This is a genomic window from Neptuniibacter sp. QD48_55 (assembly GCF_047778115.1).
Taxonomy (GTDB): Bacteria; Pseudomonadota; Gammaproteobacteria; order Pseudomonadales; family Balneatricaceae; genus Neptuniibacter.
In genome coordinates this window covers 486,252-512,721 of sequence record NZ_CP180555.1, presented here as the reverse complement: position 1 = coordinate 512,721, position 26,470 = coordinate 486,252, and the positions used below count along the sequence as shown (strand labels likewise).

The following is a 26,470-nucleotide window of genomic DNA, read 5'->3' as shown; positions in this document are numbered from 1 at the left end:
TGCCTCCCGCTAGCCCCACCAAGACCAGACTTTAAGACGCATCCATTCCTGCATCTCTCGCGTCCAAATTGACAACAAGTTACGCTCATCGATGTAGATTTTGCCCACACCTTCCATACCTGGTTGCAACTGCAGAGATTCACCTTGTAATGACGCCTCTACCACAAAGAACGTCGCTCCATCTTTGGCTTCAGTTAGGGGCGTAATCTTCGTCACTACAAATTCAAATGGCGTTTCAGGCAAAGCAGATAAGTGCAATGTGCCATCTTGGCCAATAAGGACATCAGCAATACGGCTCTCTTTCACTAAAAGATTAATACGGTAAAAATGAAGTGGTGACACTTCAAACAGCACTTCACCTTTCTGAACTGCCCCGCCGAGTCTCTGGCTGAGGTCACCACTAACAATCAAGCCATCAAATGGTGACAGGAGCTTTGCACGCTCCAATTGGCTATTTACCAGATCTAACTGGGCTTTAATCTGAGTTTGCTGCGCGTTGATAATGTTGAGCTTAGCGCGATCATGGAACGCTAACGCCTCTTGATACTGTCGATTAAGCTTGGCTTCTTCACTTAGCCATTTAAGGCGCTCAAGATGTAAGTCTCGATCATCCAATTGCACTAACATCTGGTCTTTCTTAACCACATCGCCTGCTCGATGAACGGCTGAGTGGATATAACCATCATAAGGCGCTGCGATAACCCGCTGAATATAGCTATCCAACTTTGCATCTGCTGACAAGCGGTAACTACCTTGGGCAACAGAGAAAAAGATGATCAAAACCGCACTAAGAATAAAGAGTAATTTACGGCCTAAGTAACCTGGACCAAAAAGCCGCGAAAATTGAGTTTTCCCAGAATCCCAAACTTTCAGTAATAGCGCTCTATCATTCAAGCGCTTGTCCTCTAGAGCAGGAATCACCAGCGCAGCAATACTCTCGCACAGAGCCACGTCCTGCTCGGTAAATGGAATGTCGGGATTTCTTTCAAAGGTCAGCGCGCCAACAATATCGTTAGCCACATATAGAGGCACACTGAGTACAACCGCATCTCCCTGCTGCTGCGATAGTTTTGAATGCGCGATCACAACCGAACTACTTTCCAAATCAGGATTTGGATAGACCACGGACTGCTGCTGGTCTATCGCCTCATCCATCACCTCTTCAATACAGCGAATTAGGTTCATCCGCTTACCAAATTGAGTACTATGGGAAAGGTGTAAAACCTTGGAGTGGCCTTTTTGATAGTTACCTAGAGACACACGATCACAGTTGAGCATTACTGCTAGCTCAGTTACCAAACGCATTGCTGAACTAGCGTAATCAGGTTCGGACTGAACACTGGCTAAAAAATCAATACTTCTTTCTAAACTAGCATCTTTGGCAGAGCGCTGTTGCTTTTCCAACCGTAGTTTTAAAACTTCTAAAGCCGAGCCGCCAAGCTCCAAAAGCTGCATCGCACGTTTTAGTTGCTGCTCTGATGATACGGCGACAGCAACGGTCGCCACTGCAATCAGTTCATCATCCAAAATAATTGGATAGCCAATCGCAAAAACTTCATGCCCAGGAACGCTAGCAGGTAAAGCGGTTACGAGTGCTGAACGATTAGTAATAATCTCTTCTGCTAATCCATGCAGGTCCGATAGTACTCCTGAATCCTGAGGCCAGAGAGCCATAGGGTGGTAGGTATTATCATCTTCATCTAATGGCGCTAGAACTAAAGCAGATTGTGCTCCATCAATTAAGGAACACTGAGAATCCAACCAATCCTGATAAAAACTGTCGGATTGTTGCGAATAGGCATCTAAGGTAACGGATGTACCTTGCGACGTTTCTAGCGAACTAGAAGAATCTTGTGGATGTTTTGTATCTGACTGATTGTCCATGGCTGAGCAGGCCTGTTACTAAAAACGAAAAGGGCTGCATGCAGATAAGCTGCAGCAGCCCCTTATGAAAAGTCTATCCTAATTACTTACGAATATCTTCCCAGCTAACGTAACCAGATTTCTTATTTCTGGCTTTCAGCTGCGTTAATGATTCACTATCAAGTTTAGAACTTTCCTTCTTCGAGTTGGCTTTATTCGCTTTCATTACGGCCCAGCCACTGAAACCTGCTAATGCAGCTTCTAGGTTGGCAGCAATGCCCGCTGACTCTTCATTGTCTTCAGCTTGTTCTGAAGTTTCTTCAGTAGCTTTGACTTCGGAGTCTTCGCCTTGCTCATCTTTAACCTCTTCAGATTCAACTTGCTCTGCTTCAGGTGCAGCACATTCAGCTGGGGCAGCGCCCTCTTCGCCTTCAACCACTTCACCCTCAACAGTTTCAACATCTCCAGGCTCACACTCTTGTTGTTGAGCATCTTCAGGTAGCTCACCCTCTTCAGCAATAGCCCCTTCTGGTAGTTGCTCTTCCGAGTTTTCACCAGCTGCAGTTGGGTCAAACTGAATAACGACATCAACACCCGGTGCAGCAGAACCACTGAAGTTTTGCAGATCACCTAAACGTCCCAGAGCAGCGATAGCATCATCACTTAGCTCTGTAGTAACGGCCGTACGGCTTCGTGCTACCTCACCTAGATCAGAAGCATCGAAGATCTGCTGAGCAATGCTCTTATACAAACCAATTTGTGATGAACGGATTAGGTCGAGTGCGCCTTGAGCTAGTGTGATAACGAAGGTTGCCTGCTCACCGGATGTTTCTGCATCAGCAGCAAATGTATAACGAGCGTATTCACCCACCATCACATCTTCTGTGAAGCTACCGTAGAACAGATCACCACCTGCACCGCCAATCATGCGATCAAGACCAGCACCGCCGCGTAAAATGTCATCATCGCCATCTAGATTGTCGATCACTTCCAAGTCTTTAGACTCAAGTACGATCGTATCGGTGTTACGCGTGACCATACCGGCATCACCGGTCATTAGATCATCACCAGCTCCACCATCTAGCTCATCCTTGCCAAAACCACCGAAGATAATATCGCGGTCTTCACCACCCGTTAGCTTATCATCGCCACCAAGTCGGAAGTTATCCGTGTAAGCATTTAGATAACGGCCATTACCATCGTTTTCGATGTAGCCATCATCACCAATGATGATTGTCTCACCAGATTCATTAGTAACCGTATCGTTACCTACACCTGCGATTGCTTGGTCATCACCAGAGCCTAAGGAGATAGTGTCATCACCACCTGTAGCATTGGTTGTATCAGTGCTTTGTAGGACATCGCGGATCCCAAGATTGAAGGTAATCGAGCCGTTATCACCGATAACGCTGTCATTACCGGCGCTTACACTAATAGTGTCATTGCCGTTACCACCTAGGACAATATCATCACCTGCACCAGACTCGATGGTGTCATCGTCACCTAACTCATGCTCAACGGTATATGCCTCAGTAATTACTTCATCCTCACCGTAGTTAAGAACACCGTTATCACCGATGATATGGTCATCACCGCCACCGGTAGTAATATTGTCTTCACCTAGGCCAGCGATCACACGGTTATTACCTTCGCCACCATCAATGATATCACCTGCAGTCGCATCCCCAGCTTCATCGACAGAGAAGAAAGTCTCAACGTTACCGTTACTGTAGAGCTTCATCTCACCGAAGTCGCCCATGATCCAGTCACCACCGGCATTACCCTCGATGGTATCGGCACCAGCGCCACCGAAGATACGATCGGAACCTTCATTACCTTTGATAAGGTCAGCTACACCTTCAGTTTGTTCTTTCGTTAGTAGACGAACAAAGCTATTTCCAGCCAATAATGCAGTCGCATGATCACCGAAGATAATGTCGTCATCACTTACGGTGATAGCGTCGCCACCATCGCCATTACCACCAAATAGATTATCAGCGCCGATACCACCCATAATTAGGTCATCGCCCTCATTACCTTTGATGGTATCGTTATCGCCGTTCACCAACTCAACGGTTGTCACAGAATCCAACGTTGTAATATCAGTATCACCGTCGTTGTAATCTACAACGGCATGGTCACCGATGAGGATATCGTGACCGCTGCCACCTTCAATATCATCCTGACCATGGCCACCCATGATGACATCGTTATCAGCACCACCTTTCAGAATGTCATTCGCTGCTTCGTCACGGTTTGTTGTGGTAATGCTAACCACTTCTGCCGTGGTTAGGATACGATTTGTACCCGCAACTTGATTAACAACACCTTTGTCACCAAAGATAATATCGTTGCCATCACCGCCATCAATCGTGTCAGAACCAACCGTCAACGTATCTGCGGTTTCAGGGTTATCATTAACACCATCTGGCGTATTAACAACCGTTAGAATCTGAGTCGATAGGCTCAAGCGCTGAGTTAGATCTAAGTTAAAGCCGGCATCACCATAGATATGGTCGTCACCACCTAGGCCATAAATTTCATCATTACCAGAACCACCGGCAATATGATCACCGTAGTTACTACCTGTCAGGATATCGTTACCCTGACCACCGTAAATAACCACGGAACCTGTCGCACCGGAAGCATCAATCGTGTCATTACCCGCATTGGCAAATTCACGGCCTTTAGTCGTCTTCGCATCAGAGGTCGATGTGTAGGTAGAGCCATCCTGTACAGAGTCACCCAACAAGATTAACGGAGCTGATGCGCCGCCACCGCCAGTCACATAGATCTCATCATCACCGCCACCACCATGGATAACGGTGATTACACCTTCTGCTGTGCTTTGGACTGTAAAGGTATCGTCACCTTGACCATTCAACACTTCAACAACTTCAACGTCATTGTACTGAACGCCACCTGCACCCATGCCTAAACCGGTAATCGTAGAATCCGTTAGGAAACCAGTATCATCAGATCGGCTGCCATCGTTGAACATATACAACGTATCTGTTTGAGCCGCTTCATCAGTATTGATATCAACAGTTGGCAACGCTTCATCTGTTTCAGTAGGTAGCATCACCGCTTTAGATAGCGCACGCTCTTTGCCCTCAGGAACAGAACCTTCAATGATCAATTTACCGCGAATCTGATCCAAGGTATGAGGCTGCAACGGAGGATTTTGTACAGGCTGATTTGAAGCATCTGGTACATAATCAGGATTCACCGCAACAACAATCTCAACTGGAGAATCCCAATCAGATGCAGTAAAGGTCACTGTGCCATCAGTTGCGTTAAAGCGAGGATCTACGCTACTTACGATAGTTTGACCATCAGTCAGTACATTAACAGTTACCGGATCTGTAGGTTCGGTACTGAGCACCAAACTGTAGTTATCCGTCTCACTGTTACTCACAATGGTAGAACCATTAGTCGGCGTCACTATTACGGTGCCCGTGTCATTATCGACAACGCTAACACGCAATTCATCAGTCACTACCGCATCAAATTCAGAACCTACCGCAAGGTCCGTTGTGGTTGTGAAAGTAACTGCCGAACGGAAGACATTCTCAACATCAGTATCGTCAACTGCCGTTACCGTTACTGTTTGAGCATCATCCCAGTTATCCTTATCGAAGGTTAGGACAGTCTTATCAAAGTCGATTTCGCCTGCGGCATTCTTCTCTGCAAGAACAACGGTGACGGTTTCGCCATCAGCCGGTGCTTGAGTCAACGCTACAGTGAAGGTATCTCCAGAAGCAGCCCCTTCAACCACACGGGAATCAACATCGGACTGAGTAATGATCAGATCGGCTTGATCATTATCGTAAACAGTCACTTCAACGTTGTTTATATCTAGGTGATTAAAGTCAGGGTTATCACTCAATACACTGTGATTGATAACAACTGTACGTTCACCTTCAATCGCTCCGTCGTCCACACCTTTAACGTAGATTTTTTGCTTACGTAGCCAGTCATCCACGGAGCCATCTGCTGCAGTAGAATCAAAGTTCAGCACTAATGATTCATAGTAGTTAACACCATCAACGGATACTAAGATGCTATCAGCAGGATCGCCTCCGCCAATCGTTGGTAGTTCTTTATCACTGCTAGAAGCGCGTGCTGCAGATACAGTTACATATGCAATCGTAGCTGCTGTTGGTTTAGCCGCTGTTAGAGAAACTTCGTAGAAGTCATCTAACAGGCCGTTTTCATCAACGACCAGACTGCCATCAACCATATCAACCTGAATTTTGCCGGTTTCATCATCTGCAACATTCAGGGATACGCCATCAACGAAGATACCGTTAAAGCGAGGATCATCACTCCAAACACTGTGGTTAATAAAGCCACTGCGACCTTCTACGGAGTACGAAACAATATCTTCAGTTACATCGCCGGCAACATTAAAGGTATCGCTACCTAAACCGCCGATAATCGTTGTTTCAACATCTTCGCTAGTACTCAGAATAAAGAAGTTATCATCGCCTTCTAGACCATCAACTTCTGCAAACTCGATACCTTCAAAGCCGATATTAAGGCCTGCACCGAAAATACCATCTTCAGTGATCATGAAGTTATCATCAGCTTCAGTACCAAGCACAACTAAGGTGTCATTGCCTGCACCACCGTCGATCTTAAGTGGGGCATTGATGCTGTATTGGATGTTATCAGCACCATCACCGCCAAATAGTTCAGTTTCACCACCACCTGCTGTTTCTGTGGTTCCTTTCTTAAGGAAGGCACGAACAACAAAGGTATCGTCGTCATTTTCACCGTACAGTTTGGTCAATGCCTTGTTGCTGTATACCGTGATCTGATCTTCACCATCACCGCCATATACAACCATTGGTAAACTGTTACCGTTACTCAAGAAGCCTAGTGTTGTTTCTGTCGTTTCAATCTCGTCACCGACAGCGACATACGGAGCTTGACGATCAGCACCGTAAAGCTGACCAATCTGGAAGGTATCATCACCTGCGCCACCATCCAGCGTGGTGATACTGCTGTTGTCATCACTGTAGAAACCATCATCACCGGCATGACCATTAATAGTCAGACGAGCGTTAATGTTTTCGTTGTAAGTGATACGCTCTACATTGTTCGTAAAGCCCGCGTCCAGATCACCATGAAGGGCCGCAACAAAGTTGGCACGAAGTAAGAAGGTATCGTTATCAGCGGTACCATTGATGGTTAGGGTATCAGCACCACTATCACGAGCACCGGTATCTTCAACATCAATCACATAATCGGCATCGTTACCTGTGCGATTGATAGTGTAGCTGTCCGTACCGGACTCACCATCCAGAACTAGCTGTTCCGTACGGCTATGTAGTTCGTTGATTGTAATCGCATCGTTATCAGCACCGCCCTCAATACGGGTATCACCAACCAACTGAAGGGCATCGATCAAGACGGTGTCTTCGCCTTCGTTACCATCGATAAGAACATCAACACCAGCGTGAGTTTCAGCAGCATCAGCAGAAACCGTTCCGTAGAACTGAATATTGTCATCGCCAAAACCACCGTTGAAGCTCATTTCAACATCAGCGATCATCACACCGGTAGCACTAACAATAATCGTGTCGTTCTCAGCGTCACCGCGGGTATGAATAGCATTATCAGCTGTAACCAAACCAGAGATGGTAATAGTGCTACCACCTGTATCAGCAACGCTCGTTAACGCTTCAGATAAGGTGAACGCATCGCCACTCACATCAATGCTATCTGCCAAGATATAAACATTGGTACCGTGAACGGTCGCACCATCTTCAATCAACAGATCATCACCTGCATAGAGGATAACGTCTGCTTCAGTCGTCAATGTCACGCCCGACTTAATAGTTAAGAAGTCAGCTGTCAGATCGGTGCTGTCTGTAGCAATCAGTTCGATATTGCCTACAGCAGTAATATCTTCATCCTGTGTAATCGGGCTGTGAGTTACAACTCGGATAGCGCCACCAGCACTAATACCCGGCTTGTTGACATCTAGAACACCACCAACGGTCAACGCGCCAGTATTATCTAACCAAACACTACCAAGGATCGCTTCAGCTTCTACGCCACCAACTTCAGTCTTAATAGATTTATCCACAGCACCAATATTGTTAGCTGCTGCAAGATAAACTTTACCGGATGCGACGTTACTACCCGATGCTCGGCCATTTAAGATACTGCCATCTGGAGCCGCTATAAACGCAGTATTACCGTTTTTAGCTTCAAGGGTATTCAGGTATAGATCACCTAAGGTTTCGGTGATGTAACTATGGCCATAACTCGACGTTGTTAAGGTCGTACCCTCAACAGAACCTGTATCGATATCCAGATCATTATCGGCCTCACCGATCGTGCCCAGAATCGTCACTAAGGTAATGCTTGCACCTTCAACATCCACTTGCGGAAGCGCACCGTCAACTAGGCCATTATCAAGCGCATCGATAATAGATTGATGAGCTTGTAGGCGAACATCGCCGCCTGTTGATTTGACGTGATCAATGTTTAGGTTGCCATCGCTTTCTGCAAGATTGATATCACCAGAAGCCAATACATTGACCGTACCGGTTGCAGCAGTAGGCGCTGCAACGATATTAACATCTAGGGCGTTATCAGCTTCACCGACGGAACCACCTGCAACAACTAGCTCTACACGGTTTGCGCGAATATTTTCATACTCGTTATCCAGCGCATCCAGCATTGAACCGCTTTCGGTTTCTAGGTAAACCTTATCGCTAGCTGCATAAATACCCGCAACATTCATATCACCGCTGGCTTCTTTCAGGTAGACACCCTGGGAAGCGCGAGCGGTGAGCGTAGCACCATCATTGAGATCGATACGCAGTGTTTCTGGAGAATCATCACTGCCGGTATAGATTCCACCTTGACCGCCTTCTAGGATCAGATGGCCACCACGGATAACTGTTGTATCCGAACCTTGGCTCGAGGTAATACCATCTTTAACTTTGATGCGTACTGCATCATCTGCATTACCGCCTGCAGTAATACTTGTTAGATCCAACTTGCCTTGAGAGCCAATGTACAAGTTAGTGCCAGCGTTGACTGTTAGAGTTTGCGTGCCGCCTAATTGGGCATCGTCAACGTTAATATCTTCGCGCTGATCGATTGCAACATGAGTAATTGTAGACGCTGTATAACGGCTGCTATCAACAACAACCGCACCAGTTTGATCAACACTATCATCAGCCAGAGAGGCTTCGATCAGATCGGACGTTAAACGGTCAATCAGGTAATTTACTCCATCAAGAGTAATCACATCGCCGACGACAAAGCTGCTGTTCCAATCTTCAGATGCAGCGATAATTGTCTGATTCGTTGGAGAAGCCAGCACCTGCGTAACCGTCACAGTTTGAGCTACTTCGCTGCTATCAAATCCAGAACTTAGTGTGATGGTATTCGCTGTAACAGAGGTGATTTCGAAGAATTCACTTCCTTCTGTCGCATTTGCACTATCACCAATCATGCGGATCTGCATACCTGCAGTAAATCCATCATCGAGCCAAGAACCAGAACCGCGGGTAATTGTGCCAGATGAATCGATATCCACCTCAACATTCTTACTTTCAATGCTGGTAAGGAAAGCGATATCTGAACGCTCAGCTGCAGCTAGGGCAAACTTTTCATCGTCTGTGTAGTCACCATCGGTTTCGATCGTAACGCCGCCAACTGCTGCACCGACACCTGCAGATGCACTTAGGTTAATTGTGCCACCAGCAACAACGTTTGAATCTTCATTATCAGTTGTGCTGGTTACTGGTTTCAGTAAGCCGGCACTAATTAGATTCATCAGTTCGTCTTCAGTCCAAACTTTAATGCTACCTTCAATCGCATCAATTTCATCAGCGGTCAGGGTATAGCTGTAATTTGCATCATAAGCGCCTGCACCATACTCGGAGTGCAAAGTGTGGTATTGAGATGATTTCTTCGCTTCAAGGGTGGCTATAGCCGCATCAATTTCCGCAGCTGTATTACCTTGCTCTGCGTAGAATGTGCGGTAATAAGATTCCTCTTCTGAGGTCAGGCTAACGGCATCATTCGAATCATACACACCACCAAACTGCTCATTTCTAATCTGCCAGTAAGATTGGTACTCACTCTCTTTACCTGCCGCATAGACATCTTTAGCTTGTTGGATCTTATCGTTTGCACCAGTACCATCTGTCAGCTGCAATTCAGCCCAAACAGAGTTAATCAACTCTTCTCGTGTACGATCATCACGTTCCACGGAACTGTTAGCATCAAGCAGAGAACCAGCCAACACACTGATATACACATCGCCTGTTTCAGCCGTTGCTTTAAACAAGTGCATATCACCGCTAGTTTCAGCTAAATAGATATTTTGCTTGGCCCATACTTCAACCGCATCACGCAGTTCGGTACCTGAATCAAGTTTTAGTTTGTTTGACGAGCTATTACCTACAGAACCACCTTCAGCCGTTAAGGTTACAGCCCCTGCTGTAATCAAACCAGAACCGCCTGCAGCTACAGTGATACTTTGCTGAGCTTGGATAATGACATCAGAACGGTTACCCGCTGTAATCGTGTCGATTGCCAAACTACCAGTAAATTGATCCAGATAGATATCACCAGAAACAGTAGTAGCACTGAATGATGAAGAAGCATCATCAGTCTGATTCAAGGCCATCATCAACACTGCGCTACCGATATCATCGCGGGCATACATGTTGATGTTTTTGCCACCAACATAAGCTTCGCTTGATAGCATGTAAATGCCACCCTGCGACGCCGTTACATTGGTTGTACCAGTCGTGTTAGCCAACGGACCTTTTAGTAATAGATCAGAACCGCTACCGGAAGTACTTAAGTTAATTTGCCCCTCAGTGTAACCCTGGAACTTGATAGTAATATCATTATCAGCGCGGATATCATGAGTGTGGGTTTCGGCAACTTTCTCTTCCTGTACGTAGTGAGAGTAGTAAGTTTTCTTGCCGTACCAAGTACTTGTCGTCCAGTGATCCTTCTCATACTCATCTGAAGATAGAGAAGTCGTCGTTTTCTCGTAGTTGTAGTCATTAAACTTATTCGCAGAGGTATCCAGATAATAGTAGATACCTTCATCCGCCAATACTGGCTGGCTATCAACGCGCTCATGATCCCAGCTAATATCTGCTGGATCAGGCCATAGGAAGTCGATTCCCCATAGAGATGAGGAGGATAGAATAGTTTCACGGTAGATAGACTTATCTACATCAATAGACCAACCAGCACGCCATACACCATTTGCAGAGTTACCCACTTCATAGCTAGTTTGGCTAGCAATCGCGGAGCTACTAATAGTCACTACCTGACCGGTTGATGTCGTAATCGTTGCCCCAGAAGCGGTCTTAGTAAATACCGTACCATCTGCTTCAGTAATTGAAGACTGGTTACCCATATACAGTAGGGTCGTAACACCCACTTCATGACCTGCAGATTTCAGCTGATCAATAACAGATTCAGCACCTGTAGTGGTCGCATCACCAAAGGCTGTTTTCTCATACATAGTCACCTGAGGGTCACTACTGCTGCCTTTAGCTTTGTCAGCCATGATCAAAGTACCTGCACCGCGTTGCGATACATCTAAGCCTAAGATCTCAATATCATAGCTGGAGGAGTTGGCTACATTGATCGCGCTGTAACCACTCAATAGACGTACTTCGCCTTTACCTGTATTCAATAGATGGCCGCGAAGTTCAATATCACCGCCGCTAGCACGCACCTCATCGATCAATATACGTTGGTTTTGGGTATCCCAGTAAACACCGAAGAAGCGGTTAGAAAGATCTGTTAGTTTAACCAGACCTACAGAACTAGCAGTAACATTGCTACTGATTTTGGCCGCTTCAATGTTCGCCTGAGTCAGGTTAAGGGTTATATCTTGCTGACCACTCTGAACAATACCGTTGAGGTTGATATATTCGGCATCGATATAAACACGATCACCATAAATCATCGAGTTTTCATCAGGTGACTGGTTCAGAATCGCCGTAACATCACTGCTGCTTACTTCACCAACACCTTGGCCCTTACCAAAATCAACGTTCTTAGTAACGGTACGTGTGCCTTCTAGAGTGATGCCAAAGATTTCGTAGGTGTAAGTTTCCTCTACCTGCATGGTGAGATTTTCACCAGGAGAGTACTCACTCCAAAGCGAATATGGCTCACCGCCGGTGCTGATATCTGTCAAACCAGTAATGAAGACGCTACCGCCGGCAACAATGTTTAGATCCTTAGAACGGATCTCTGCAGTAATCTTAATATCACCACCGCTAACATCATTTTGGATATTAACGAGGCCGTTTAGGTTCTCAATATCGCCAACGATCTGAATTTCTGGCGTAGGCGCAGAAACGCCTGGGCCTGGCTCATAATAGTTGATGATATTAATTTCAGGATCGCCAGAAGCTGCAACATTGATTAGCGTGTAGCCATCTGTTTTCGTCGCTTCTGTTACCTCAATACCATTGTGGAACAAGCCACCTGTTGATTCAGGAATTGTTGCACCATGAATTTTGAGGAAGGCGGGCGAATTATTGGTAATAGTGATGCTAGCGTCGCCTGGAGCATCAAAAGTACCACTACCCAACAGGAAGTCACTTCGTACATTGATAATGCCCGCTTCGGCCCAAACTGGTGCTACTTCAATTGTAATAACTGATTGGTCAATACGGTTTTTACTGATACTACCGTCAGAGTTTGTAACAACTTCCAACAGCCCCTTCGCCAACATCTCATTCTCGATGCGGGTAATTTCAGTTTCGTAATAAGCTTTCAGCTCTGCATTACTGTATTGATACTGCGCATAAGCTTTACGCGCTTCAGCCAACTCTGCACTCAAAGTTGATTCGAGTGCCTGAGATGTAACGGTGTACTCAATACCGTCAGAAATAGATGAAATGATTGGATTGCCGAAGGCATCCATCCCTGAAACGATTAATTCTTGATGACGGTTAATACCTGTCTCAATCGTACCGTTAACAGTTACCGTACCCGTCGCATCTGAATGAATATAACCATCATACTGTTCAGCACCGCCGCCGCCTGTAACGCTATTAATTGCATCACCTGCAGCACTTGCCCAGTTAACCGCTTTTGCTTTACCGGTCATGTGCGCCAGACCGAAGTCTTCAGCATATAGGTTGGCATCACGAGCCGTCTTAAGATGAGCGCCTGTATCCACCGTAATTGAGTTAGTCTGCACCAACGTAGAGGAAGCATTAACGTCATCAATTGGGATTGCACTTCCTGCAAAGCTATCTGTGCGTGCTTCGATAGTATATTGGTCACGTGTTTTATCAGTACCAATACCCGCTAACAAGTTCAGATCACCAGCCGCTTCGATTTGAACATTGGTACCAACATTCACTTGGTTAACCGGCTGGATATTTACAGTAGCGTCCGCGATACCTACAGTCGCTGCACCGTAAGTATCCATATTTACTTGTGCAGAAACAGTACCCTGACCGCGTGCAGAGAAAGTCACATCACCAACACTGCTTAACTGAGCGCCACTGCCAATGGATACTTGGCTTAAATCCTGACTGGTAGAGATATTTGCATTAGCACCTACGCCCGATGCAAGGCCTGCAGACGTTAGAGTAATCTTATCCTTAACATCCAGTTTATTTAGCGCCGCAATAGATAGATTACCCGGATCAAACGCAGACCCAACTACATCTAACTTAGCGTCAGCGCCAACATCCACCGTAGTGTTAATGTTCAGATCGATATCGCTATCTGCGCCAGCTCCCGCAAGAGCACCGCCCACAGTACCATCAATACCCGTCTGATTTTTACTCAAAGCGTTGGTAGCTGAGATATCCATAGAGCGAGCATCCATATCGGTATTCGCTCCAATAGAGACACTAACGGTGGCATTAACATCGTGATCTGCTTCAGCGCCGCTACCCGCTAGGGCACCACCGCCTACAGTACTGATTTTACCATTGAACTTAGCTGTATGATCCGCTGTGATCATTACCGCGCCATTAGAGGCATCGTCCAGATCAATGCTACGACCAGACGTATGGCCGCCATCAATGATCGCTTGAGTATTGCTGGTGTTATTCGTTGTCACTGCTGCACCAGCTCCAGCTAGCACACCGCCACTACCAGCATCAGCTACAGCGAAGTTATCATCATTACCTGTAGCAACTAGATTTAAGCTACCGCCATCGATATCAACATCAGACGCAATACGCGCTGTGGTTGTCGTGTTAGAAGAGACAGTCGCGGTACTCGCACCCGCAGCCACAATACCGCCGGTATTGCTATCGGAGTTCGCTTTCTGACGAGTTTCAGTAACCGCCGCAATAGTTACGGCACCTGCAACAACCAAATTAGAGTTTGCCCCTATGATGCTCTCAACCACACTTGTCGTTGAGACTTCACTTAGGGTTGCGTTCACACCAACTAGCGAACCTGAAGAGCCGGTAGATTCAGCACTAATGCCATTGCCGCCATCTTTTACATCTGTGGCAGCCAATACATTAAGGGCTGCGGCATCAAGATTGATACTTCCCTCAGTACCGTCAGCAGATCCTAGAGTTGCAGAAACATTAGCATTAACATCAACATCGGTCAGAGAGACACCAACGGTTAAACCACCAGCAGAGACACCAAGCATATCGGTTTCAATCTCTGGAGTAGCAACCGCAGAGACAGTAACAGTTCCTGTTACATCAATATCAGAGCCTTTACCTATACGAGCAGATACCGTTGGAGAGTATGAGATATTCGCATCATTACCAGCTCCTGCGCCTAAGCCTGCTGCAACTGCAGTAACGTCTAGATCCACATTCAGATTATTAACCGCCGTTACATTGACATCTGTAACCGTGAAGCCAGAAGTGCCGCTTTGCCCAACCTGAGCATAATCACCTAAATATGAGGTAGTGGAACCAGAAACAGACACATCACCAATCGCGGCCCCTGCCGCAGCAACACCCGCAGATACGCCAACAATATCAATGTTTATATCACGATTCGCTGCCGCGTTAATATCTAGCGAACTCGCCTTAACAATTTGCGCGCCATCAGCATCACTCGTGCCATTTTCAATGTAAGCGGACTGATTGCTGCTATCGTTTAGCACTGCAACCTGAGCACCAAGACCAACAGTGCCTGCAGAACCACCATAAACTTCGATATCAACATCGGTCGTGTAATCAGCATCAACTGTGACCGCACCAGTTGTCTCAATAGAGCCAGCATTGCCAATCCATGCTGTTGTGTTTCCGCCTAGAGATGTAACAGATACCGTACCACCTACACTAACGCTACCACCCACAGCAGCACCGCCAGTTAGAACATCAACATTAATGTTCTCATCCGCTTTAACCGTCACTGACGCGGTAGACACCCGTACATTGCTACCATCTACTGGATTAACACCATCAACACCTTGGATGGTAACGGCCTCACCAATATAAGCACGTGTGCTATATGGATTGCTGTTATCAGCTTGAATATCTATGGTTGAGAATGAGCCACTGCTTAGTGTGCTATCACCTTTCGCTTGTGCTCTCTGTGCAGAGCCGTCACTGCCTAAACCACTAACAGTACTGTTACCAAAGCCTGAAGCTACGCTAGATTGTGAAGCTGAGAGTTCATTATCATTATCACCATCCGGTCCCGTGCCTATTGAAATATAAGACACCGCTCCGCTGATCCCAGCTGTTGCGCCACCAGCAAAGGCCAATACATTAGATTCAACATTCTTAGTCGCTGTCGCTTCTACACGGACAGCACCTACAGTTGTAAGAACTGATCCCGCACCAATATGTGCATCGACTGTGTTATTAATGGTGATTACGTCAACTGAAGCACCAATACCACCACCGCCAACAGATACGGAGCCTATCGCGCTCGCACTCTCTTTATTTACGTCAATCACATGATCTGCTGTAACAGTTACGCCTTGTAGCGCGGTCACTGTCGTAGAGCTGCCAAGATATGCTGAGGTATGTGAAGTGCTACTCAATACTCCTACTGAAGCAGCTGCTGCACCAATACCCGCTCCACCTGCAGCGACAAGAGCATCAGAGCTTTCCTTAGCATTAGCAGTGACAGAAACAGTACCGCCTATTCCGCCAACACCGTCTGATTCCGAGACTAGAGAACTACTGCCTGCTGTATACGCCTTAGTAGTACCCTCAAACAGAGCCACACTAACAGAAGCACCAGCACCAACAGAACCTAATGCTAACGAAACATCGTCGAAGCTCATATCAACATCAGAATCAGCACTGATTGTGATATCACCATAAGAATTAAGATCAGCTGCATTCACATAGGTTTCTGTAAGCGAACTTGACTTAAAGGCTGAAGCTGTGCCGGACGCACCAACATAAAGGCCGCCACCTACACTTACCGCTACTGTGCTCAGGTCTTCATCTGAAACTGCAGAGACACTAATACCTTCAGCAGCCAAAATATCTTTACTGTTACTATTACCATCAATGTAGGCACGAGTAGTATTGTTGATAAAGTTAGTATCTACCGTGGCAGCGGCTCCACCTCCTGCAAGACCTACACCCGCAGCGCCACCACCACTGACAAAATCAGTTTCCTGGTTAGCATTAACTTTTAGATGCTTACCACGATCTGTGGAGTTATTGATTGTGGAGTTTTTAACACGTGCTTCAGATGTATTTGCAACACGGTTAACCAGTACGTTAGCAGCGAGACCAACTGTCCCTGATATACCACCTGAACCAGCATAAGATTCTAAGTTAGTGGCAACATTGGAACGAACGGATACGCCATTGACCGTATCGGTAGAACCCGCATTTGCTGAAGGTTTAACCTCAACGCCATCACCGAGACCTTTAGCTACAACAGTCGCATTATCGATGAAAGCATAAGTACCATTATCCAACTGATTTACAGTTACGGCACCACCAATACCTGCCGTTCCAGACGCACCAATAGCGCCAACAATACCTTCGGATGTATCTTTAGATTCCGCATAAACAGAGATACTGCCATCTGTTGTTACAGTTGCTGTATCAATGAAAGCGTTCACTTGGCTTTCCAGTAGGTTCGCACCTGCTGAACCTGCAACACTCGCAGTACCTGAACCAGCTACGCTGGCTACTAAAGTTTTCACAGTAGAACCTGACAGGGATTCGACCACGATATCTCTGCTATTACCCGCGGTGATAGTAACCGTTGTTCCTGAACCTGAGATACCTGCAGAAATAGTGTTAGCTATTTCGTTATAAGCAACCGCACCACCTACAGCAGCAGTGCCTGAGCCTGCAATCACAACAGCGCCGGAACGAATAGTTGAACTATCTGAAGCACGAACAGTGATATCACTGGTTGTCGTTACTTTAGCGCCGTTGGTGATCAACGCTTCAACATTTTTCTTAATCCAGTTAAGCGATAAAGCGCCAGAGCCAGCAAAAGTACCTGCGCCAGATGCGCCGACTGCAAGCGAATTAATGTTGGCATTAGCAATAGCATTCATCGCCAAACTGCCAGCATTCACTGTGGCATTATCAATATAAACTTTCGCAAAATTCTTACGATCAGACGTTGGATCGTCAGGGTCACCGCCAATATAGTTATAAGCGACCGCAGCACCAACAGCGCCTGTACCAGCACCTGTTAGACCCGCTGATAGAGAATTTAAAGTTGCTTGATCAGATGCACGTAAACTGACACCTCCGGCATTGGCTGTAACTGTCGCGCTATCCGCAATGTATGCTTCGACCTCATTACGAATCCAGTTAAGGCTCAATGCGCCTGCGCCAGCTGCAGTACCTGCACCAGAGCCACTAACAGCAAAACTCCAAATCTGAGCATCTAAAATTGGATCTGGATTTTCGTCTGGGTCAGCAGCATTCGCTGCATAAGTATCAGCCTGATTAGAAGCATCACCTACTGTAGGTAACTGATTAGTACTTAGTACTTCTGCTGCAACATTCACATCACCCGTAGTCGCCGTTGCTGTTGTACCAGAGCCTTCGATACTTGCGCTAATGCTGCTACGCATATCATTCGTAGCAGAAGCAATAGAACCAGCTGCAGTGCCCGCACCGGAGCCACCACCCGCAACAATAATCATAATCGGTGTAACAGTCGCACTAACATCAACAACAGTATGCGCGGATACATCAGCCCCACCTTTAATCTGGGCACTCACAATATTGCGCATAAAGTTGATGGAAACTGAACCTGCGACAGCAACAGTGCCTGCACCCGCTGCACCAATAGTTACATTAATAATGCTCGTATCAGCATGGGCTGCCACTTCGACGCCCGCAGCGGATGAATCAACTTGTGAATTATCGATGTACGCAAGTACCTGTCCGGCATCATCAGTCAGTCGGCTACTATCAACTGTGCGGCTAGGGTCCTCAGGCGTACCACCAATATAGTTATAAGCCAATGCAGCACCGATTGCTGTCGTACCTGCGCCTGCAGCTCCGACAGCAACACTGATCATATCTGCGTCATCACGGGCATTAACTTTAATATCGCCCATTGCATCTACATCAGCACCACCGCTGAGATAGGCCTGAACATTATTGTGTAACCAATTCAAAGATATAGCGGCGCCTGCAGCAAAGGTATTAGCACCGGCACCAGCTACAGTGACATTGATGATTTGCGAACTAGTATCGGTTTCATCTGGAAGGTCAGCCGTATCAACACCCAGACTACCAAGATCAGCTGCCGTCGTAGGCGCAGCAAAACCGGCAGTGACAGAAACATTGCCAGCAGATGAATTAACCGTAGAACCATCGATATAGGCCTTGATAGTATTGCCAACATCGGTTGTGGAAACTGCAGCGCCAATTGCAGCAGTTCCTGCACCTGCCCCCGCACCAGCAACAACAACCATTGTTGTGCTATCAGCAGCAGACACAGAGATATCACCTGTTGCATGAAGGCCTTTATTTGGCGTTCCAGATGAAGATGTATCCAAACTATTAGTTACTTTAGCTTCTACAGTATTAGTAACTTCATTAACCGAAACAGATCCACCTAGTGCAAAAGTATTTGCACCTGCGCCACCAATAGCAACGCTGACCAAAACTTCTTCTGCTATCGCTGTAACATTGATATTGGAGTTCAAACCAGTCATATGGATAAGTGAATCATCCACCTGTGACGTGATCGTATTACCAATCAAGTTAACACCAATACTTGCACCCAGAGCGACTTTCCCCGCTCCTGCACCTGCACCTGCAATACCTACACTAGTTGAAGAATCTTGCGCTATAACAGAGGTCGAAGTGTTATCACCTCGACCTTCAATCGTACTATCAAGTACTTTTGCAGATACGGTGTTAGCGGTTTGATTTGCGGAAACAGATGCAGCAATAGCCAACTTATTAGTGCCAGCACCACCCAGTGCGATACCAATTAATGAACTGCTTTCAAGCGCCTTAACCGTAACATTGCCATCAGTTCGAATCGTAGAACCTTCAACTCGGGCTTTGACCGTATTGGTCATAAAGTTCAGAGCAAGCGCTGCACCTAAACCAGCTTTACCACCAGCAGCAAAGCCACCCGCAAACGAGAAGATTGAAGAATCATCCAACGCTGAAACAGTAACGTCGCCTGCAGAATCCGTCGTCGAAGTGGTATTTAAAATAGCCGCATCAACATCGGTATCAACCATATTGATAGATAGTGTGCCTGCTAAACTTAGACCAGCAGTTTGGCTTTCCGATATGCCTAAAGAACCTGTTACAGCAACGAGTAAGCCGTCTGCCTTAGCATTAACATCTAAACCGGATGTGTATTTCAGACTATCAACATTATCAATTTTCGATGTAACAGAGCTTTCAATCTCAGAGAAAGCAACAGAAACACCTACGCCAGACTTACCACCAAACCCAGCGGCACCAGCTACAAGAATAAGATTACTGGAATCATCCGCATGCATAGACAGATGGCCATTCACAACAACAGTAGGCGTGTTTGTAATACTTGTTTCAGTGGAATAAGTAATACGTGTTACAGCTACTGAACCACCGACCGCAGTGCCTTGTTGACCTGTAGCACCAGCAACACCGACATTGATGGAAACAACCCAGCCTGTGCGGGTTGCATCCATATCCAAACGCGGTGTAGTAATAGTGCCAGCATTATCGATAAATGCCGCGCTCTTACCACCAATCAGGTTGATACCAATAGCACCTGCAATACCGGTAGCAGACTTACCTGCGCTAGCTGAAGAGATAGCAGCAGAACCTGCAAGAGAGCCTATCGCAGTCGAATCATCTGACTTAATCGTAATCGTGCTATCAATATCGGTTGTAGTGACGTCACCACTTGAGTCGATATAAGCCCAAACATCATCTTCAACATAATTGATGGTTACTGAGCCAGAAATACCAATGCCCGATTTGCCCGCATTTTCACTCGCTGTAGAACTACCTGAAGAACCGGACGAACTATCCGTTTCGCCAAAGCGTGCTTTCAGCTCTGCAATAACGTTATCGTAATTTTTCTGGTTATTCGGCAGTTTACCCGGGTCATCTGTTTCGCTCTTTGAGCCATCCGAATTATTCTGACTGACACCTGTACCACCAGATTCGGGCGTAGAGCTACTGGATGTTTTCGCACCAGAGATCGCAAGCGATCCGATAAAGCCTTCGTGATCGGCTTCAACGGTTAGATCGCCAGCTACAGTTACAGAACCTTTCGTTGTCGCAACATCTTCGCCATCGCGAGCACCAATGAGTGCTTCAGTTTCACGATCGACAATGTTGCCAGATACAGCGGCACCTACACCTACATGTTCAGATGCAGCGATACCACCTGCAACAGTAATTAGATAGGCATCATCTTTAGCTTTAACTTGCAAAGATGGGCCGCTACCGCCGATATCACCACTGCCTACATTAATTGTCGCACCTTCAGCGATCTGCGCAATCGTGCTGTTATCAATTTCATTGATAATAACCGCGCCATTGAAGGCGATATTGTCAGACTGGCCACCGGACGCACCAAAGGTGACACCTACAGTTTCGTTATCAGCGACGACCTTCAGAGCATCTGCATCAAGCAGAACACCATCTTCAATCTTGGCAGTCGAATTACCCGTAAAGCCATGATAAAGAACGGTCAAACCTGCAGCACTTCCACCATCTGCAGAAGATGATCCAGCACCACCACTCTCCCAGGAAGGCTTCCACGTACGCTGTTTATTCTCACCTGAACCTGTTGTATTACCCGAAGAGATGCCTGGGGTTTTAAAGTTACCACCCAAGGCAGCTAAGTGGTTGATGCTATTTGCGGTAACAACGACATCACCCGGTGTACCCGATGAAGCTAAACGTTGATTGATCTCAGCACCAGATTTAATTCGCGCATCCGAATCCTGCTCGATAAACATCGCAGTACCGGCACCAGCCAACGACAGTTTCTGCCCTTCAGCAGTCGCGACTGACCAGCTATCAATCAGGTTGTTATCTAAACCTAAATTATCATCAAGGTAAGTTGTAAGCTGACCAATAAAGCCTGATGATTTTTCTGCAAATGGATTTACTTCCTTCCAATCACCGGAAGTGAAATTGACCTCAGAAAGGTCGAAGGTCTGCTCATGAGTGCCAGTATATTCATAGAAAGAACCAACATTACCACCAGCTGTGTGGCCCTGTTTAACCTCAACAACACCTTCAAGTTTGATCGGCTGATCATAGTCTTGCGTCGTATCATAATCTGCTTCAATGCTATCACCAGACACAAGTGGCGCTATTAGGTTTGCGCCCCATAAACCTAATGGATCGATCTGATTCAGTGCCTGCGCATCGACAGTTAGCGTACCTTCGGTATCAACCTTAGCGCCGCTATTAATCAGTGCATCAGCATCGTTCTCGAAAATACCAACGACCATCGCAACGGAACCGCCAGTATTTGCTTGAGGGCCTTTGGATGAGTCATCTTTATTCTCATCATCAGCACTAGATGATGCAGTTACATCAGGACGCGAAGAAACAACAGCTTTAACCGTAATATCACCAGAAGAGGTGATATCGCCACTGTCGGTATCACCATCTGAAGCAGCATCACCAATGCGAGCATCAGCTTTGTTTTTATCGATGACAACAGCCGTACTGAAACTCGCATCAAACTTCCAAGGGTCGCCAGGAGGATCAGAGCTCAGTTTACCCGCGATAGCTTTAGAAACCTTAGTGATAAAACCACCGGTTAGGCTATCAACCCCTGCGGTCATTTTCTCTTTAGCTGTGGCTTCGGTATCTTCGAGCAAGTTACCTTTAGAATCGGAACCGGTTGCTGAAACAGCTTGTACACCATTGACAATGGTAGGAACAAAGACCATTTCCGATGCTTCAATGGCAGCTTTCTCCATCTCGGCTGTCACAGAAATACTATTAGAACTATTTACGGTACCGTCTAGGTAAGCATTTGTACTACCATCTTCATAGCTAAATGCAAGTGCTACACCTAAGGCTCCAGTATCACCTGAGATAGAACGCGCCATCGTACGGTTCTTATCAACCGTATTAGCATCAACCGTTAGATCGCCGCCGACATTAAGGATGGCGTTATCTTGCACATGAGCAGTAGATTCAGAATTGGTTACGCTGATAGCAACACTGGTCGCTATAGTGCCAGCAGCTGTAGGATCCGCAATAACGTTGGTGGTGTTATCCACATTCGTACGAACGATAAGATCATCAGTCGTTGTGATCTGACCATCAATTTCAACTTTCGCGGTGTTATCGATTACACCCGCTGCACCTGCAAACGCCCAACCTGTTGGTGATGCCGAAACATTAACAATCGACGTTGCATCAGCAATAAAGTCCTCAGCTTCGACTTCAGTTTCTTTACCAATTTTAACTTGAGCATTACCTTTCGCATAAGACACTGCCGCAAACAGAGCAAAACCCTCTGCCGCTTCAGCAATACCTTCTAGACCAAAGGCTAGATAATCATCTAGAGCAAAATCCCAATGATCAGTATCTTTGATGTAGTGCTGGGCATTCGCACGAGCATAAACAACAACATCGCCACCTTTGATAATGGTATGTTCGCCACCAGCACCTTCGGTCTGCCCGATAGTTACAATCGACTCAATAAAGTCGATATTGGCGAAACCGGAAGTCCAGTCTAGACGGTCATCCAGACCATAGATCGTAATATCACCGGCAGTACCAGCATTATCGTCCTTAGCGATTAATTGGGCACCTTCATCAATTGTGATGTTGATACCTTCAAGATAAATATCACCGGACACTCCACCATTTACACTAGTATCGATGGTGAAGCCTTTGATTTCTATTGTGTCAGCTAAGAGTTTTAGGTTTGTTCCTGACAGCGTGATATTCTCGCTAACAACAAGCTTATTTTTGTTACCGTCGCTGTCATCATTGCCTTTAAGGGTTTGCGTTCCTGCTGCTGCCGCTGGATCACCAGCATCATCTACCCAATTGACCCAACCGAAATCGTCTTGAGTTACAAATCCATCGGTATCAAGAACCACTACTTCATTTTCAGTGCCACCACCAACATTAATGGTTACTTTGTCATGGTTAGCAGGGTCAGCATCGGTATTATCAAGGTTAGAAACATCAAGAATAAAGGTATCGCTCTGCGCACCACCTTTAAGAGTATCTGTACCACCACCTGTAGCAAGGGTTACCGAGGTTAACGAGTAATCAGATGCATCTAATGTGTTTGCACTCGCACCACCCGTCAGCGTGATTTGCTCTATATTCTTCAGGGTATCTTCAGTATCAGAGTCGATAACTAACTCTGCGTGATGATCATCTGCTGCGTCGGCATCACGTAAGACCATATTCACATCATGAGTTTCTACCAGATGGTCATTACCACCTTGACCATCGATAGCGTCAGCACCTCGACCGCCTATTAGAACATCAGCACCACCCGAGCCAACGAGCGTATCCGCACCAGCGCCACCATAAAGCGCAACGCTACCCGTACCTAAAGTATCGCCTGTTACTGTTGTTAAACTACCCGTGAATGAAAGGCCTAAATCTTCAGCCGTGGTTGAATTATTAAGAGAACTGATCTCAGTAATAGCAGCACCAGAACTGGTGATTTTAATCGCGATACCATCCAGCACTGCGGTAAGCGCGGCATCAGCAGCCGTGATAAGATCAAGCACGTCCTGAACAGTATTTGCCGTACTTAGATCTATTTCGATATCGGTGGAACCAAGTTTAACTAGGAGGTCATTGCCCTGACCAGTACCTACGCCGAAGCCATTATTTAAGTAATAAAGCTGAGTATTAGCATCTACATTGCTAAAACCAGATGCATCAATCGTATTCGCACCAGCACCACCTGTCAGCTCAGCTCCTTCAATACCTGTTAGAACATCGTCTTCCGAGCTGGTCTCAGCATCTGCCGCATTAAAGAGGGCTGACGAGGTCAAATAAAAGTGACGATCACCGGTTTCCGACAAGATGTCATTACCTGTCCCACCATCAATGTCGTCTTCACCAGCACCGCCAGAAAGTATGTCGTTACCGGACCCACCTTTCAGAATATCAGCGGCTGAACCACCACGGAGAATATCATCACCGGAACCTGCATCCAGCGTTACAGAACCAGAGAATCCGGAAGCATCCAGAATATTAGCGCCCTGTCCTGTAGTAAGTTCAGCTTCCTCAACGTTGGTGATCGTGTCGTCTTCAGTAAAATGCTGAGTCACTGCTACTGATGCAGATCCTCCAGTCAAATTAGTATCATCTAGGGTTAGATCTGCCACATTGCTATCAGCAAGATCGCCCGTAAATGAGATCGTCCACTCAGTTGTTCCATCTACAGGATCAGTAGAAGCATCCATGTCACCCAGTGCTACAGTGACATCTTGTTCACCAACATTAGATAAGCTACGAAGGGCCGCTTTAATTTCAGCAGCTGAGGCGTTATATGCAATAGCGGCGGTTGTCTGACCAGCAAAGGTCAGGGTAAAAGTACCTGAAGTTACACCAGTTAGAGTAATCAGCGCAGTTTCGTTTTTGCTAGACGTTAAAGTCGAGCTAGCAGCAGTACCAACCAATGCAAAATGGCCGTTGCTGCTTTCCACCAAGGTATCAACACCGCCAAGACCTTCGATAGTATCGGCACCTAAACCACCTGTTAGAATATCTGCTTGCGCTGAGCCAGTGATATTATCGTCACCGGCACCACCATCAATGGTTACACTTCCAGCAAACCCACTTGCATCAATAGTATTTGCCGAATCACCGCCGGTAAGCTCCGCAGATTCAATGCTGTACAAGGTATCTTTATCATTCGGAGAGCTAATTTGCCCCCCTGCATTCATGGCACCGGCTTTAAACTCAGCATCACCAGGACCACCTGCAGCAATAAGCATATCTTGGTCAGTTGATGCAACATAAACATCTGCGCCCGCACCACCATAGATGGTATCATCACCTTCACCGCCAATAATGCGGTCCGCAACACCGGTACCTGTCAATGTATCAGCGCCTGCACCACCATCAATACTGACGCCATTAACGCCCGTAAATGCCGAAGCATCGATCGTGTTGTCGCCATCACCACCAGTTAGCGAAGCGGCTTCGAAGCCAGAGATAGAGTCTTCGCCAGAACCTGCCAGCTCGCCATCAAAGCGAACTTCCGTATCAGTTAATGTGATATTTGCATCACGATTAACAACCAACGTATCGTCTCCGCCTCCACCGATCAGAGTGTTGGCGTTGTCATTACCAGCAATAGTATCTGCGTGGCTTGAACCTGTAACGTTATCGAAACCAGTAACAGAGGCAAAACCGGTCGCATAACCACCAGCTAAATCGACAGTTACACCAATACCATAAGCAGAATAATCTAAGGTATCACCAGCAGCACCGGTTAGATTTTCAACACCCGTAAAACTGACACTATTAACGGAGCCGGAGTAAGTATCAGTCAATGACCAAGATGCAGTAGCAGAAGCGTTGGCAACAGTATCATCACCGTCTCCGCCTTCAATTTTCGCGACACCGGTAAAATTAAGATTTCCTTTATCTGCGCTACCACTGCCAGAACCCGTCAAGCTCCATTGCGTATCAGCACTCGTGCCTACAACGGTGTCATCACCACTACCACCATTGAAGTTAATCACCAGCCCTGTGGTGTCATCTAGTAGACTATTCTCGAGGGTAAGAGATTCATCTGAACCATCAACACCTTCAATGGTAAGACTATCAAGAACAGTCGCACCGGTATCATCAATAAGGGTATATTCCTGAAGCACGGCAGTTTCTTCAGAATCGGCTTTATTATCAAGGATCTGAACGAGGGTAACGTCATCTTCTTGAAGCAGGCGAACTGTTAGATCGGCATTGGCTGTAGCTAAAAAAGGGTCTGCGGACAAGAGCAACCTAGGCTCTAACGATTCGAGCCTAAAGCGATCATTTCGCAAAGCATTTTTGGCAGACAAAGGTCTCTGGGCACCTTGATTCGGCAATCCTAAATTTACTCTGTTAACTGCGTTCCTAAGCCTACTTTTTGCCGTATCATTCCGTTTAATCGCCATATTTCATACCCTCTATTGATCCTGCCGAAGACCAGTCTATAAATGCCGAAAAACCGGATCGACGCTGCCACATCAATCCGGTTC

General features: G+C 46.5%; 2 protein-coding genes. Both read right to left on the bottom strand.

The window, feature by feature from the left end:
* Positions 1-9 precede the first annotated feature (9 nt).
* Positions 10-1,884, bottom strand: coding sequence for an efflux RND transporter periplasmic adaptor subunit (locus ACMXYW_RS02185; protein ID WP_415905054.1), 1,875 nt, complete (start codon positions 1,882-1,884; stop codon positions 10-12).
* A gap of 82 nt (positions 1,885-1,966) precedes the next feature.
* Complete coding sequence (locus ACMXYW_RS02180; protein ID WP_415905053.1) at positions 1,967-26,386, bottom strand: LEPR-XLL domain-containing protein; 24,420 nt, start codon at positions 26,384-26,386, stop codon at positions 1,967-1,969.
* Between the last annotated feature and the right edge of the window lie 84 nt (positions 26,387-26,470).

What these genes read in the sequence shown, in the direction of transcription:
- ACMXYW_RS02185 (WP_415905054.1), bottom strand. Translation starts at nt 1,884, where the DNA reads ATGGACAATCAGTCAGATACAAAACATCCACAAGATTCTTCTAGTTCG.
- ACMXYW_RS02180 (WP_415905053.1), bottom strand. Translation starts at nt 26,386, where the DNA reads ATGGCGATTAAACGGAATGATACGGCAAAAAGTAGGCTTAGGAACGCA.